Source organism: Halobacillus aidingensis (assembly GCF_900104185.1).
Lineage (GTDB): Bacteria > Bacillota > Bacilli > Bacillales > Halobacillaceae > Halobacillus > Halobacillus aidingensis.
In genome coordinates this window covers 83591-97755 of sequence record NZ_FNIZ01000004.1, presented here as the reverse complement: position 1 = coordinate 97755, position 14165 = coordinate 83591, and the positions used below count along the sequence as shown (strand labels likewise).

Below are 14165 nucleotides of genomic sequence, written 5' to 3'. Positions count from 1 at the left end.
GGAAGCGAGATGAGTCAATCGTATAAAAAGGCGGGAGTCGATGTCGAAGCTGGTTACGAAGCGGTCGAGCGGATGAAGAAGCATGTCGCCCGTACGATGCGTCCGGAAGTGCTGGGAGGACTCGGTTCTTTCGCTGGATTGTTTGATCTCAGCGGCATGAGCTATGAACAACCTGTCCTTGTGACAGGCACAGACGGAGTCGGAACGAAGCTGAAGCTGGCGTTTGAGATGGATCAGCATGATACCATCGGTGTAGATGTTGTCGCGATGTGTGTCAACGATATCGTCGCGCAGGGCGCAGATCCGCTTTTGTTTTTGGATTACATCGCCTGTGGAAAAAATGATCCTGCGCGTATCGAGCAGATCGTCAAAGGAATTTCAGATGGCTGCGAACAGTCCGGGGCTGCCCTAGTCGGTGGCGAAACGGCAGAAATGCCAGGCATGTATGAGGCGGATGAATACGACCTCGCCGGCTTTGTCGTCGGAATGGCGGATAAGGAGCAGATCATCACAGGTTCTGAGATCAAAGAAGGAGATGTCTTAGTCGGCCTTCCTTCCTCCGGCGTCCATTCGAACGGCTTTTCTCTTGTCAGGAAACTCATCGCAGACCTGGACCTCGATACGGTACCTGCGGGCTGGACCCGCACACTTGGAGACGTCCTGTTAACGCCAACGCGGATTTATGTTCCTGAGATTCAAGCGCTGAAGAAAAACACCACCATCAAAGGCATCGCGCACATTACAGGAGGCGGCTTTTACGAAAACCTTCCACGCACACTGCCGGAAGGACTTGGGTGTGAAATCGACATCGACAGTTGGCAGGTGCCGGAAGTGTTCCGCTTTTTACAGGAAAAAGGATCGATCAGCAATGAGGAGATGTTCGGTGTGTTCAACATGGGCATCGGCATGGTCGTCGTGCTTGATCCTTCTGATGTAAACGCCGCGTTCGGAGCTTGTGATGATGCGGTCGTCATCGGAAAAGTGACGAACGAGGAAGGAGTGCAGGGAATATGATCAACATCGCTGTCTTCGCCTCCGGCACCGGTTCGAATTTCGATGCAATCGTCAGCAAAGTGGAATCCGGAGAGCTCGAAGCGAACATCGCCCTGCTCGTCTGTGACCGCATCGGGGCCCCTGTCATCGAAAAGGCTCAGAAGCATGAAATCGATACCGTCGTTTACCGGGCGAAAAGTTTTGCAGACAAAGCCGCCTATGAGCAGGCGGTGCTCGATGACTGCCGGCAGCGAGGGATTGAATTCATCGTGCTTGCTGGATATATGCGCCTTATCGGACCGACGTTATTGAAGCCTTATGAGCGCCGCATCGTCAACATCCACCCGTCCCTGCTGCCGGCGTTCCCAGGGAAAGATGCCATCGGTCAGGCGTTGGAGAAAAAAGTGAAAGTGACTGGCGTAACGGTCCATTATGTCGATGACGGCATGGATACAGGACCGATCATCGCCCAGGAACCTATTCCTATAGAAGAAAACGACACAGCTGATGATGTAAAAGACAAAATCCAGGCGGTCGAACATCGCCTCTACCCACAAGTGATTCAATCATTATTCATCAAGGAGGAATCTCAATGAAAAAACGTGCCCTACTGAGCGTATCCAACAAACAAGGATTGACTGATTTTGCAAAGAAACTTCACGAACTAGACTATGAGCTTATTTCTACAGGTGGCACGAAACGAGCCATTGAAGAAGCAGGAGTCCCGGTCAAATCCATTTCCGAGGTCACTGAATTTCCGGAAATCATGGACGGACGTGTGAAGACGCTTCATCCTTCGGTCCATGGTGGGTTACTCGCAAAGCGCTCGAATGAAGAGCATATGAAGCAGCTCGAGGAACTGAACATCGAGACGATCGATCTTGTCGCTGTGAACTTGTACCCGTTCAAAGAGACAATCGCGAAAGAAGGCGTTACGGAAGCAGATGCGATTGAGAACATCGATATTGGTGGACCGACGATGCTGCGCTCGGCTGCGAAGAGTTTTGAAGACGTCGCGGTCGTCGTTGATCCTGTCGATTACGTTGAGGTCGTTGAAGGACTCAAGAACGATGCACTTTCTTATGAGGCCCGCCGTAAGCTTGCGGCCAAAGTGTTCCGTCATACCGCCAATTACGATGCGATGATTGCGGAATACTTTTCCGGTTTGACAGAAGAGCCATTTCCAGAGACGTATTCCGTCACTTATGAAAAAGTACAATCCTTACGCTACGGAGAAAACCCGCACCAGGACGCGGCTTTTTATAAGAAAGCGAACTTCGATGGCACGTCGCTCGCTGAAGCGGAACAGCTGAACGGAAAAGAGCTTTCCTATAACAACATTCAGGATGCCAACGCGGCTCTTGAAGTGGTGCTTGAGTTCAACCAGCCGGCTGCTGTCGCGGTCAAACACATGAACCCATGCGGTGTCGGAGTTGGTGAGAACTTGCATGACGCTTATGTAAAAGCGTATGAAGGTGATCCTGTTTCGATCTTCGGTGGAATCGTTGCCTTGAATAGAGAAGTCGATGCCGATACAGCTGCGAAGCTGAAAGAGATTTTCCTTGAGATCATCATCGCTCCGTCCTTCAGTCAAGAAGCGCTTGATATTCTGACAACGAAGAAGAACCTCCGCCTGTTGAAAGTGGACATGAAGAAAGCCGACCGTCCGGCTCATAAGCTCGTGACCGTCAATGGCGGGCTGCTTGTCCAGGATGCGGATGAAGGGTCTCTCGATGATGTCGAGCTTGAAGTGGCAACAGAACGTGAGCCGTCTGAACAGGAGCTTGAAGATTTGAAGCTTGGTTGGAAAGTCGTCAAACACGTGAAGTCGAACGCGATCGTCGTAGCGAAAGGGGACCGCACGCTCGGTGTCGGTGCAGGACAGATGAACCGTGTCGGTGCAGCGAAAATCGCTTTTGAGCAGGCAGGTGAGAAAGCAGAAGGCAGCATCATGGCGTCCGACGCCTTTTTCCCGATGCCGGATACTGTGGAAGCCGCAGCGGAAGCGGGTGTGACAGCGATCATCCAGCCTGGCGGTTCCAAGCGTGATCAAGATTCCATTGATGCCTGTAACAAACATGGCATCGCGATGGTCTTTACAAAAATGCGTCACTTCAAACATTAATCGAAAGGGTGGAGTCTTATGAACGTATTGGTCGTCGGTCGAGGTGGCCGGGAACACAGCCTTGTACAAAAGTTCGCAGAAAGTGATCAAGTAGATCGTATTTTCGCTGCCCCTGGAAATGCAGGGATGAGCAAAATTGCTGAATGCATCGATATGAGTGAGCAGGATTTTGACGGTCTGGTTGCTTTTGCCCGGGAGAACAATGTGGGCCTGACCGTGGTAGGCCCTGAGAACCCTTTGCTTGATGGATTGGTGGATGCTTTCCAAGAAGCGGCTCTGCCGGTGTTCGGTCCGACCAAAGCGGCCGCTCTGATCGAAGGAAGCAAGCATTTTGCTAAACAGCTGATGCACAAATACGAGATTCCGACGGCTGGATACGAAGCTTTTTCCAATGTGGAAGCGGCTCAATCTTACATTAGGGAAAAAGGTGCGCCGATTGTCGTGAAGGCGGACGGACTGGCGGCAGGAAAAGGGGTCGTCGTGGCTGAAACCGTGGACGAGGCGTTGTCAGCAGCGGAAGACATGCTTGAAAATGGCCAGTTCGGCGATGCGAGCCGTGAAATTGTCGTGGAGGAATTTTTGGCAGGCGAAGAATTCTCGCTCATGGCGTTTGTGAATGGTTCGAATGTCTATCCGATGATTCCTGCGAAAGACCATAAGCGCGCATTCGATGGAGATCAAGGTCCGAATACAGGCGGAATGGGCGCCTTCGCTCCTGTGCAAGCATTGAATAATTCTTCGTACGCCTTTGCTGTCGAGGAGATTGTGAAGCCGGTAGCGGCAGCGATGGTGGAAGAAGGCCGCCCGTTTACAGGGATTTTATATGCAGGCTTGATCGAAACTTCAGAGGGCCCGAAGGTGATTGAATTCAATGCGCGATTCGGTGATCCGGAAACGCAGGTCGTTTTACCTTTGTTAGAAAATGACCTCGTGCAAGTGGTGAACGATGTACTGGATGGGAAAGATCCTGGATTGAAATGGTCAGAGGAAGTTTGTGCAGGTGTTGTGGTCGCTTCCGCGGGCTATCCTGGTCCATATGAAAAGGGGCGTCCGTTACCTGAGCTTAAAGCGGATGATGGTTTTGTCGTCCATGCAGGGACAGCTTGGGAAAGCGGGAAGTATGTATCCAGCGGCGGGCGCGTCCTTTTGATTGGGAACAAAGGAGAAGACTTGGCGCAAGCGCTGGATCGTACGTATCAATCGCTCCGTCCATTTGAGAATCAGAGGGACTTTTTCTTTCGAAGAGATATCGGACGTACATCAGTCTCTTCGGCGGCTTCGCATGCCGACGTAGAATAAAGCGGCTATCGAGCCGATGACGGTGACGATGACGAAACCGACGTCTGTAAAGTACTCCATAAAATCCATATGTTTCATCCTTTTGAAGAAAGAGCGGGGCAGCCCGCTCTTTTTTTGTTAGTGATTGTGATATATATCAATGGGAAGTCGTATATATCAATTGAAAATTGAAGATATCGACCAAAATCCGGATATATCGGCTAAACTTTATTTTTATCGGCCAAATTTTTAATATATCGACGGAACAGGAAAATCATCGGCAGAAACATGCCGTACACCTCCGCGTTTATTGGTCCTGCGGAATATTTTGCTGCCAGCTTTGCTCAATGCCGTCTTTTTCTGTAGACATTTCCTCATAAACGGCTGTCAACGGGCAGAAACGTACAATTCCTTCCGCAACCTTCAATGCAGACAACATGATTAGAAGCGGGTGGGAAGAATCGCACTCTTTACGTGCACCGCGGATCGTCAAATAGGTCAGCATACTAAGACCTGCGGTGATGCGGACCATACTGTTGATGATACCGATATTCGGTTTCATTGTGCTTCCTCCTTACCAGAATGGAAGTTCCTGTGTTACGATAGAACATAATGATCTCAGGGAGGTACGCTCCATGAACGAAACACGCTTTCGTTGGCGGAACCGTCAGCTGCGTGAACATGCAGCCGTCATTGATGGAAAAACGGCGCCGACGAAGTTAATCAAAAATACAACTTACTTGAATGTTTACTTAAAGAAATGGATGCATGGCCATATCTGGTTGTATAATGATCGCATCATTTATACCGGCCAAAAGCTTCCTTCCAATACAGAAGGTACGGAAATCATTGATGGCACAGACAGTTATATTGTGCCTGGCTATGTTGAACCGCATGCCCACCCATTTCAGTTATATAATCCCCAGAGCTTTGCAGAATATGCGGCAGAGACAGGGACCACGACGCTCGTCAACGATAACTTGATGTGGCTTTTTTTAACAGAAAAAGAGAAAGCGTTTTCTTTATTGGAAGAGTTCATGGATTTACCTGCAACCATGTACTGGTGGGCGCGCTTTGACCCGCAGTCCGTGCTTCGAGATGAAGACCGTTTTGCCTTTGATTCGCAAATCCCGGATTGGATCGCTCACGATGCGGTCATCCAGGGTGGAGAGCTGACGGCATGGCCGGATGTCCTTCATCATGGGGACGAGCAGATTTTACACTTTATGCAGGAAACCAAACGTTCAAGGAAGCCTTTGGAAGCCCACCTGCCGGGCGCTTCTGAACAGACGCTTGTGAAAATGCGCTTGCTCGGAATGGATTCAGAGCATGAATCGATGAGTGCTGACGATGTTCTGAAACGATTGGAAATCGGTTATCAGACAGGGTTACGCTACTCGTCCATCCGCCCGGATCTTCCGGATATTTTACAAGGGCTTGTGGAACAAGGGCATACTCACTTCGACCATATGATGTACACGACCGATGGATCCACGCCTGGATTTTATCGTGAAGGACTGATCAATCCATGTATCCAAATTGCATTGGATGCCGGCGTGCCGGAAATTGATGCGTACATGATGGCGACGTATCAGGCGGCCCGTCATTTCGGAATTGAAAATCGTGTAGGAAGCTTGAACGCCGGGCGCGTCGCTCACCTGAACTTTTTATCAGACCCGAAAGACCCGATGCCTCACTCCGTCATTGCAAAAGGTGAATGGACGAAACGTGATGGTGAGGTTTTGAAAAAAGAAACACTAATCCAGTGGGAAAAAAATGGCGTGAAGCCGCTCGATCTCGATTGGGAAGTGACCGATGCAGATATGCAGTTTTCCATGCCGATCGGTCTTGAGATGGTGAACGATGTCATCATGAAACCTTATGCCATCGATACGGACATTTCCACCGACCGATTGAGCGATGAAAATAAAGAATCCTACCTCATGCTGATGGACCGTGAAGGCGAATGGATGGTCAATACACTGCTGAAAGGTTTTACGCAGACATTAGGTGGCCTTGTCAGCTCGTACAGCAATACTGGGGATATCATATTGACAGGAAAGTCACGTAAAGATATGAAAAAGGCCTTTCAGCGCATGAAGGAAATCGGTGGGGGAATTGTGCTCGTCAATGAAGGAGAAATCCTTTTTGAACTGCCATTGTCTCTTGGCGGCGTGATGGCCGATCTGCCGATGAGAGAGCTCATGGAGGAAGAAGCGAAATTGAAAGAATGCCTGCTGGATCATGGTTTTACGTTCAATGATCCCGTTTACACGCTTCTCTTTTTGTCATCCATGCATCTGCCATTCATTCGCATCACACCGCTTGGAATCATGGATGTGAAAAAGAAAGAGGTACTCTTTCCTTCGATAATGCGTTAAAATAAGAGAGGGAATACAGATAAGGAAGTGCTGTCATTGAGAAAGCTTACATTCTTCAGCTTGCTTGCCGTCCTTTTTCTCAGCGCTTGTAATGAGGAAGCAGGGGCTGCACAACCTGAAGAAACGAAAGAGAAAGAAACAGCGGTCGAAGAACAAATAGAGACAGAAGAGAACGTGACCGTTGATGAAAAGGAAGAAACCGAACAAGCCCGCACAGAAACATTTCCACTGACGGGGGAAGCGACGGCTGAAAAAGCAGACCACCGTGCCTTGTCCGTCATGGTGAACAACCATCCGAAAGCAAGACCTCAATCAGGCTTGAGTCAGGCCGACATCGTCTATGAAGTTTTGGCAGAGGGGCAGATCACACGTTTCCTTGCTTTGTTCCATAGTGACATTCCTGATACAATAGGTCCGGTAAGAAGTGCACGTCCATACTATTTCGAAATCGCTGATGGCTTTGATGCGCTTTATACGTACCACGGTGCGTCGACGTCGATCAATCAACAAGTAGCAGGCAGCGGTGTCGATTACCTGGATGGAGCGATGTATGATAACAACGGCTGGTTATTCGAACGGTCCTCGGATCGTGCAGCTCCTCATAACTCTTATCTTTTGACAGAGGGAGTCGAGCAGGCGGTTGCGAACAAAGGCTATGATGAATCAGGAGAACCTGAAGCACTACCGTTTGCTGAAGAAGGTTCGTTTGAAGGAACACCCGTGGATGACGTCCAGATTACTTATGGCAGTCGGACGAATGTAAGTTTTACTTATGATGCTGCGAAAGAGCAGTTTTTACGTTCCAGTGATGGAGAGCCGACCATCGACCGTTTGAATGAAGAACGGGTGGCTGTAGAAAATGTTTGGATCATAGAAGCAGACCACCGGATTATTGATAACGCCGGTCGTCGTGCGATTGATCTCACTTCAGGCGGGAACGGGTATCTTTTACAAAAAGGACAAATGAAAGAAGTAGAGTGGAAGAACGTCGATGGACGATTGCTTCCCTATAAAGACGGCAGCCCGCTGGCATTTACACCAGGGAAGACTTGGGTGAACATCATTCCAGGAAACGCTGCAGTAGAATCGGAGTAAGGAGGGAAAAGGCATGCAGATCGATAAATTGAGAGGAAAGACGCTCGATCAACTGTTCGAAGCGGTTTTATCTTTGCAAAGTGTAGAAGAATGCTATGAATTCTTTGATGATCTCGCAACGATGAATGAAGTGCAGTCACTCGCTCAGCGATTGGAAGTAGCGCGCATGCTGCGTGAAGGCTTCACTTATCATAAAATTGAAACCGAAACAGGTGCATCCACGGCGACGATCTCCCGTGTGAAACGCTGCTTGAATTATGGCAATGACGCTTATACACAAGCGCTTGACCGTGTGCAAGCGAAACAAACCGAATAGTTTATGAGAGGCTGCCTTTATTGTTAGGCAGTCTTTTTTTGTTGGCGCTGGTGAAACACTTCCATGATTCTAAGAAAAAACGGACAGGCATAGGCTAGTACTATGGAAGGGGAGCTGTCCGATGAAGACGATGTTGAAAAAAGGCGCCATGATCATTCTCGGCAGTATGATACTTTCACTTGGCATCAACTTTTTCCTGATTCCAGATCATGTTTTAGATGGAGGCATCATCGGAATCGGGATGATCGCCAATTACATATGGGGGCTTGAGGTCGGGCTGACGATTATCTGCTTCAGCATTCCGATCTTTACGCTCGCCTGGTTCTATTACCGTACGTATTTCTACAACAGTCTGCATGGGTTGTTGATTTCTTCTTTTTCCATTGACCTTCTCCAAGGGTTGCGCGCCCATCATTTGCCGCTCGATCCAGCGATCAGTTCCATCATTGGAGGAGCGCTCGTTGGCGGAGGAATCGGGTTGATGCTCCGCGTGCATACAAGTACGGGTGGCACCGACCTGCTCGCCCAAATGATCGCCGATTGGTGCAAAGTCAATGTCGGCTTCGTCATCCTCGCGATAGATGCCGTTGTCATCGGTGCCAGTGGCTATCTGTTTTCGCTCGAGACACTCATGCTCTCCGCCATCACCATCCTAAGCGTCGGACTCGTAACCATGACCTTCACATCCACCCGCCTCCTACCTGAGCAACCTTCGTGACCTGGTAATATATGTATGACATCGTCTTTGATGATTTAGTTTGGTAATAATTGTATGACCTGGTCTCCAATAACTTCCCAGCAACACAACCATAGCCCGACTCTCATTTTAAATAGAGAGGACGGGCTTTTGTATGTTTACAATTTATGGTGTACCAGGTCATACATATATTACCAAATCAAACTCCCGCAACCACTCTCACAAAGGTCATAGAATTGTTTGGTTGTGCCCCTCAACCCGGGGATGAAAATTTGCTATAATGGGTAGATGGATAACTGTTGTTTTGGAGGACGGAAATGTACAATATAAGCGAGTGGGATCATGTGTTCAAGCTTGATCCGAATAAGACGATTACAGACGCAGAATTGAAGAAGATATGTACATCAGGAACAGATGCGATTATTGTCGGCGGTACAGACGGCATTACGTTCGAGAACGTCATGGATTTGCAGGAACGCATTGAGGCGTACGATATCAGTTTCGTGCTTGAAGTTTCGGATATTGAAGCGATAACGCTTGGGTTTGATGCTTATTTCATCCCTCTTGTGCTGAATAGTGGCGATAAGAAGTGGATGATCGATGTGCAGCACCAGGCGATCAAAGAATATGCAGATGTGATCGAATGGGAGGACATGCTGCCCGAAGGGTATTGTGTACTCAACCCTGAAGCGAAGGTGTTCAAACGGACCGATTGCTCGCTTCCGGATTATGAAGATGTCCTAGCCTATGCCCGGATGGCTGAACACATCTTCCGTCTGCCCGTTTTCTACATGGAATACAGCGGAACGTACGGGAACCCCGGCTTGGTCAAAGACGTGGCTCGTGAATTAAAAAATACATCTCTCGTCTACGGCGGGGGCATTACTTCGGAAGAACAGGCGTCAGAAATGGCCGCTTATGCAGATGTCATCGTTGTCGGCGATGTGATTTATGATAACCTAGAGGTTGCTCTTAAAACGGTCGAAGCCGTTAAATCAATGAAGATGAAGGATGGTGGACCCTCATGACACAGGCATTGAACGCATTGATTCAAGGCTTGAATACAGAACAACGAGAAGCGGTGACCCACACAGAAGGCCCGCTGCTCATCATGGCAGGTGCAGGAAGTGGTAAAACACGAGTACTGACTCACCGCATCGCCTATCTACTTAGTGAAAAAGATGTTGCGCCACGGAATATATTAGCGATTACGTTTACCAATAAAGCGGCACGCGAAATGAAAGAGCGTGTCGAATCTCTTGTCGGCAAAGACGGAGAAAAAATCTGGATGTCCACGTTCCACTCGATGTGTGTACGGATCCTGAGACGTGACATCGACCGGATCGGTTATGACCGTAACTTTTCCATCCTGGATTCGAGCGATCAGCTTTCTGTCATTAAACAAGTGCTGAAAGAGATCAACCTCGACCCGAAAAAATGGGACCCACGTGCGATGCTCGGTGCGATCAGTAATTCGAAGAACGAACTGATGACCGCGGAGGATTATGAAAGAAAAGCGAACAACATGCATGAAGAACAGATCGCTCAAATTTATAAAGGCTATCAAAAGAAGCTCCGCAAAAATCAGTCACTCGATTTCGACGACTTGATCATGCAGACTCTGAGACTTTTCGACGAAGTGCCCGAAGTGCTTGAATCCTATCAGCGCCGCTTCCAGTACATTCATGTCGATGAGTATCAGGATACGAACCATGCCCAATATCAACTCGTTAAACATTTGGCGAGCCGATACCAGAACCTTTGCGTCGTCGGAGATTCCGACCAGTCGATTTATGCGTGGCGCGGAGCGGATATTCAAAACATCCTGAACTTTGAAAGTGATTACCCGAAAGCACGGACGATTCTACTTGAGCAGAACTACCGCTCCACAGAATTGATCTTGGATGCTGCCAATAATGTCATTGATAAGAACAGTGGCCGTAAGCCGAAGCGTCTTTGGACGGACAATAAAGGTGGAGAGAAGATCCATTACAAGCAGGCAGGAACCGAACGTGAGGAAGGTCTTTTTGTCACAGATAAAATTGAAGACCTCGTCCGCCAAGGAAAGTTCCGCTATCAGGACGTGGCGATCTTGTACCGTACGAACGCCCAATCACGTACGATTGAGGAAACGTTCGTCAAAGCAGGCATCCCGTATCAGATGATCGGTGGCACGAAGTTCTATGATCGTAAAGAGATCAAGGACCTGCTGGCCTACCTGCGTCTCATCGCCAACCCGAACGACGACTTAAGCTTCCAGCGTGTCGTCAACGAACCGAAGCGCGGTGTCGGAAAAACGAGTATGGATAAAATGCTTGCCTATGCGGCAGATCACGACATTTCCCTATACGAAGCTGCAGCCGAAGTTGACTTTGTCGGCGTCAGCGCCAAAGCAGCGAAAGCGATCATGAGTTTTCGTAAGATGATCCAAAACTGGGCGGAGCAGCAGGAATTCCTTTCTGCGACCGATATGGTCCAGGAAGTCATCGACAAAACTGGCTATGAAGAGATGCTCATGAACGAGAAAAGCATTGAAGCGCAAAGCCGTCTAGAGAACATCGAAGAATTTAAATCCGTTACAAAGAATTTCGAAGAGTATGCAGAAGATAAGACACTCGTCGCTTTCTTGACGGATCTCGCTTTGATTGCGGATATTGATTCTATGAATGAAGACCCTAGTAGTGACGATACGGTTACGTTGATGACACTGCACTCAGCGAAGGGACTGGAATTCCCGGTCGTCTTCCTGATCGGTATGGAAGAGAACGTCTTCCCACACAGCCGTGCGCTTATGGATGAAGAGGAAATGGAAGAAGAACGCCGTCTCGCCTATGTCGGAATCACCCGTGCGGAAAAAGAGCTGTTCATTTCTCATGCAAAAATGCGTACGCTCTACGGCCGGACGAACATGAATCCAATCAGCCGTTTTATTCATGAAATTCCGCAAGAGCTGATCGAAGGAAAAGAAGAGAAAGAAGAACTGCCATTTTTCAATAAAAAACGTGAAAGCACGCCTTTCGGTACGAAGCCTCAAGCAGCTCCGAAAAAACGTGCCGCGAAGAAGCCTGAGAAAAAAGCTTCGTCAGGTGGAGAGAAGATCGGCTGGCAGCCTGGGGACAAAGCGCAGCACAAAAAGTGGGGCGAAGGCACGGTCGTCAAAGTGCAGGGTGAAGGAGATGCGATGGAACTCGATATCGCCTTCCCAGCACCAACAGGCATCAAGCGCCTGCTTGCCCGTTTTGCTCCGATTACGAAAGCGTAAGGAAGTGGATGGATATGAACGCAACGGAAGCTAAGCAAAAGATCGAAATACTCAGACAGAATCTCGAGCAGTATAGCTATGAATACCACACGCTCGATGCTCCGAGTGTTTCGGACTATGAATATGATAAAAAGATGCAGGAACTGATTAAGCTTGAAGAAGAATATCCGGATTTGCAGACGCCGGATTCGCCTTCCCAGCGGGTCGGCGGAAAACCTCTCGATGCTTTTGTAAAAGTACAGCACGACATCCCGATGCTCAGCCTTGGAAATGCTTTTAACGATGAAGAACTGCGTGACTTCGACCGTCGCGTGAAAAATGGCACTGATGCAGAGGTCAATTACGTATGTGAACTGAAAATCGACGGCCTTGCGGTTTCTTTGAAATACGAAGATGGCATCTTCGTCCGGGGAGCGACGCGTGGAGATGGAACGACCGGGGAGGATATTACGAAAAACCTTCGTACTATCCGCAACATTCCTCTTCGCCTGAAAGAACCAGTGACCGTCGAAGTCCGTGGTGAAGCGTATATGCCGAAGAAATCGTTCATGGCATTGAATGAAGCGAAAGAATCAAATGGGGAGGAACCTTTCGCCAACCCGCGTAACGCAGCCGCAGGTTCACTAAGGCAGCTGGATCCGAAAATCGCCGCCAAGCGTAATCTGGATATTTTCCTATACGGCATCGGCGTCTGGGAGAACGATCCGACCGAAGCCCACAGTGAACGCCTGGAGAAAATGAAAGAGCTCGGATTGAAAACGAATCCGGAGTGGAAAAAGTGTAACGATATCGAAGAGGTCATCGACTATGTGAATAGCTGGGTCGAACACCGCGCGGACCTTGATTACGAGATTGACGGCATCGTCATCAAAGTGGACAGCCTAGATCAACAAGAAGACTTAGGCTTTACAGCGAAGAGCCCGCGCTGGGCAACGGCCTATAAGTTCCCAGCTGAAGAAGCAATCACGAAACTGAAAGATATTGAACTCAGTGTCGGCCGTACAGGAGCCGTGACGCCGACAGCGATTCTTGATCCCGTCAAGGTCGCGGGAACAACGGTCCAACGTGCATCCTTGCACAATGAAGATCTGATTATCGAAAAAGATATCCGCATCGGAGACACGGTCGTCATCAAAAAAGCCGGGGACATCATTCCGGAAGTCGTCCGCGTTCTTGAAGATCAGCGGACAGGAGAGGAAGAACCGTACCGCATGCCGGAAGAATGTCCGGAATGTGGCAGCGAGCTCGTCCGTCTCGATGAAGAAGTCGCCTTACGATGTGTGAACCCGAACTGCCCGGCACAATTACGGGAAGGCTTGATCCACTTCGTTTCAAGAAATGCGATGGATATTGAAGGTCTTGGAGAAAAAGTGATTGCCCAACTGTTCCAGGAAAACTTGATTCATACGATCGCAGATTTATATAAGCTCGACCGTGAAGAGCTCCTACAGCTTGATCGTATGGGTGAAAAATCGGTGGAGAACCTTTTGAACGCGATTGAAGCTTCAAAAGAAAACTCCCTCGAACGACTGCTGTTTGGTCTTGGCGTGCGTTACGTCGGTTCAAAAGCAGCTAGCACGCTTGCCCAGCATTTTGAACATATGGACGCTCTCGTCGAAGCGGATGCTGAGGCTCTAGAAGCTATTCCTGAAATCGGCAGCAAAATGGCCGAATCGATTGCCAGCTATTTTGATGAAGACCAGGTCATACAATTATTGGAAGAATTGAAGCAGCTCGGTCTCAACATGGAGTATAAGGACGCTAAGAAGAGCGATCAGCCGATCGATTCTCCTTTCAACGATAAGACTGTGGTACTTACAGGGAAAATGGAAGAATACAGCCGTTCGGAAATGAAGAAAATGATCGAGGAACTTGGCGGTAAAGTGACAGGAAGTGTCAGTAAGAAAACCGACCTTCTCATCGCTGGCGAAGACGCCGGTTCCAAGTACACGAAAGCATCAGATTTGGGGATTGAAATTTGGGATGAAGAGCAGTTTAAAAACGCTCTATCCTGATTG

The 14165-nt window shown here is 48.8% G+C and carries 13 protein-coding genes; 11 read left to right on the top strand and 2 right to left on the bottom strand.

Annotated features, from left to right (window positions below):
- Nucleotides 1-9 precede the first annotated feature (9 nt).
- Genes purM through purD form a run of 4 tightly spaced genes read left to right on the top strand, consistent with a single transcriptional unit; the run spans nucleotide 10 to nucleotide 4417 of the window.
- Complete coding sequence (purM, locus tag BLS23_RS05320; RefSeq protein ID WP_089651508.1) at nucleotides 10-1014, top strand: phosphoribosylformylglycinamidine cyclo-ligase; 1005 nt, start codon at nucleotides 10-12, stop codon at nucleotides 1012-1014.
- Nucleotides 1011-1589, top strand: coding sequence for a phosphoribosylglycinamide formyltransferase (purN, locus tag BLS23_RS05315; RefSeq protein ID WP_089651507.1), 579 nt, complete (start codon nucleotides 1011-1013; stop codon nucleotides 1587-1589). The genes purM and purN overlap by 4 nt, the downstream gene beginning before the upstream one ends.
- Nucleotides 1586-3118, top strand: a complete 1533-nt coding sequence (purH, locus tag BLS23_RS05310; protein ID WP_089651506.1) for a bifunctional phosphoribosylaminoimidazolecarboxamide formyltransferase/IMP cyclohydrolase — start codon at nucleotides 1586-1588, stop codon at nucleotides 3116-3118. The genes purN and purH overlap by 4 nt, the downstream gene beginning before the upstream one ends.
- 18 nt (nucleotides 3119-3136) lie before the next feature.
- A complete protein-coding gene (gene purD, locus BLS23_RS05305; RefSeq protein ID WP_089651505.1) occupies nucleotides 3137-4417 on the top strand; it encodes a phosphoribosylamine--glycine ligase in 1281 nt (426 codons plus the stop codon).
- On the opposite strand, the gene BLS23_RS22195 is transcribed toward purD, so the two are convergent.
- Nucleotides 4379-4486, bottom strand: coding sequence for an EYxxD motif small membrane protein (locus tag BLS23_RS22195; RefSeq protein ID WP_337193754.1), 108 nt, complete (start codon nucleotides 4484-4486; stop codon nucleotides 4379-4381). The two genes, purD and BLS23_RS22195, sit on opposite strands and share 39 nt — an antisense overlap.
- Before the next feature lie 217 nt (nucleotides 4487-4703).
- Nucleotides 4704-4958, bottom strand: coding sequence for a YgaP family membrane protein (locus BLS23_RS05300; RefSeq protein WP_089651504.1), 255 nt, complete (start codon nucleotides 4956-4958; stop codon nucleotides 4704-4706).
- A 73-nt stretch (nucleotides 4959-5031) separates the two neighbouring features.
- On the opposite strand from BLS23_RS05300, the gene BLS23_RS05295 reads away from it, so the two are divergent.
- From BLS23_RS05295 to ligA, 7 genes are all read left to right on the top strand, one after another.
- Entirely contained in the window at nucleotides 5032-6777 is a 1746-nt protein-coding gene (locus tag BLS23_RS05295; RefSeq protein ID WP_089651503.1) for an adenine deaminase C-terminal domain-containing protein, read from the top strand.
- A 27-nt stretch (nucleotides 6778-6804) separates the two neighbouring features.
- Complete coding sequence (locus tag BLS23_RS05290; RefSeq protein WP_425250613.1) at nucleotides 6805-7872, top strand: DUF3048 domain-containing protein; 1068 nt, start codon at nucleotides 6805-6807, stop codon at nucleotides 7870-7872.
- 13 nt (nucleotides 7873-7885) lie between these two features.
- Nucleotides 7886-8188, top strand: a complete 303-nt coding sequence (locus tag BLS23_RS05285) for a YerC/YecD family TrpR-related protein (protein ID WP_089651501.1) — start codon at nucleotides 7886-7888, stop codon at nucleotides 8186-8188.
- Between the two features lie 130 nt (nucleotides 8189-8318).
- Entirely contained in the window at nucleotides 8319-8906 is a 588-nt protein-coding gene (locus BLS23_RS05280) for a YitT family protein (protein ID WP_089651661.1), read from the top strand.
- Between the two features lie 296 nt (nucleotides 8907-9202).
- Nucleotides 9203-9913 carry a heptaprenylglyceryl phosphate synthase gene (gene pcrB, locus BLS23_RS05275; protein WP_089651500.1) on the top strand — a complete coding sequence of 237 codons (711 nt, stop codon included), beginning with the start codon at nucleotides 9203-9205 and terminating at the stop codon, nucleotides 9911-9913.
- The gene (pcrA, locus tag BLS23_RS05270; RefSeq protein WP_089651499.1) at nucleotides 9910-12147 is read left to right on the top strand and encodes a DNA helicase PcrA; all 2238 of its coding nucleotides are present in this window, start codon (nucleotides 9910-9912) and stop codon (nucleotides 12145-12147) included. Before pcrB ends, pcrA begins: the two co-directional genes overlap by 4 nt.
- A gap of 14 nt (nucleotides 12148-12161) precedes the next feature.
- Nucleotides 12162-14162: an NAD-dependent DNA ligase LigA gene (ligA, locus tag BLS23_RS05265; protein ID WP_089651498.1), complete on the top strand. Its 2001-nt coding sequence runs from the start codon at nucleotides 12162-12164 to the stop codon at nucleotides 14160-14162.
- Nucleotides 14163-14165 lie beyond the last annotated feature (3 nt).

Bases quoted from the DNA above. Each gene is read 5' to 3' on its own strand.
- purM (WP_089651508.1), top strand. From the start codon at position 10: ATGAGTCAATCGTATAAAAAGGCGGGAGTCGATGTCGAAGCTGGTTAC.
- pcrA (WP_089651499.1), top strand. From the start codon at position 9,910: ATGACACAGGCATTGAACGCATTGATTCAAGGCTTGAATACAGAACAA.
- BLS23_RS05280 (WP_089651661.1), top strand. From the start codon at position 8,319: ATGTTGAAAAAAGGCGCCATGATCATTCTCGGCAGTATGATACTTTCA.
- pcrB (WP_089651500.1), top strand. From the start codon at position 9,203: ATGTACAATATAAGCGAGTGGGATCATGTGTTCAAGCTTGATCCGAAT.
- BLS23_RS05295 (WP_089651503.1), top strand. From the start codon at position 5,032: ATGAACGAAACACGCTTTCGTTGGCGGAACCGTCAGCTGCGTGAACAT.
- BLS23_RS05285 (WP_089651501.1), top strand. From the start codon at position 7,886: ATGCAGATCGATAAATTGAGAGGAAAGACGCTCGATCAACTGTTCGAA.
- BLS23_RS22195 (WP_337193754.1), bottom strand. From the start codon at position 4,486: ATGGATTTTATGGAGTACTTTACAGACGTCGGTTTCGTCATCGTCACC.
- purH (WP_089651506.1), top strand. From the start codon at position 1,586: ATGAAAAAACGTGCCCTACTGAGCGTATCCAACAAACAAGGATTGACT.
- purN (WP_089651507.1), top strand. From the start codon at position 1,011: ATGATCAACATCGCTGTCTTCGCCTCCGGCACCGGTTCGAATTTCGAT.
- purD (WP_089651505.1), top strand. From the start codon at position 3,137: ATGAACGTATTGGTCGTCGGTCGAGGTGGCCGGGAACACAGCCTTGTA.
- ligA (WP_089651498.1), top strand. From the start codon at position 12,162: ATGAACGCAACGGAAGCTAAGCAAAAGATCGAAATACTCAGACAGAAT.
- BLS23_RS05300 (WP_089651504.1), bottom strand. From the start codon at position 4,958: ATGAAACCGAATATCGGTATCATCAACAGTATGGTCCGCATCACCGCA.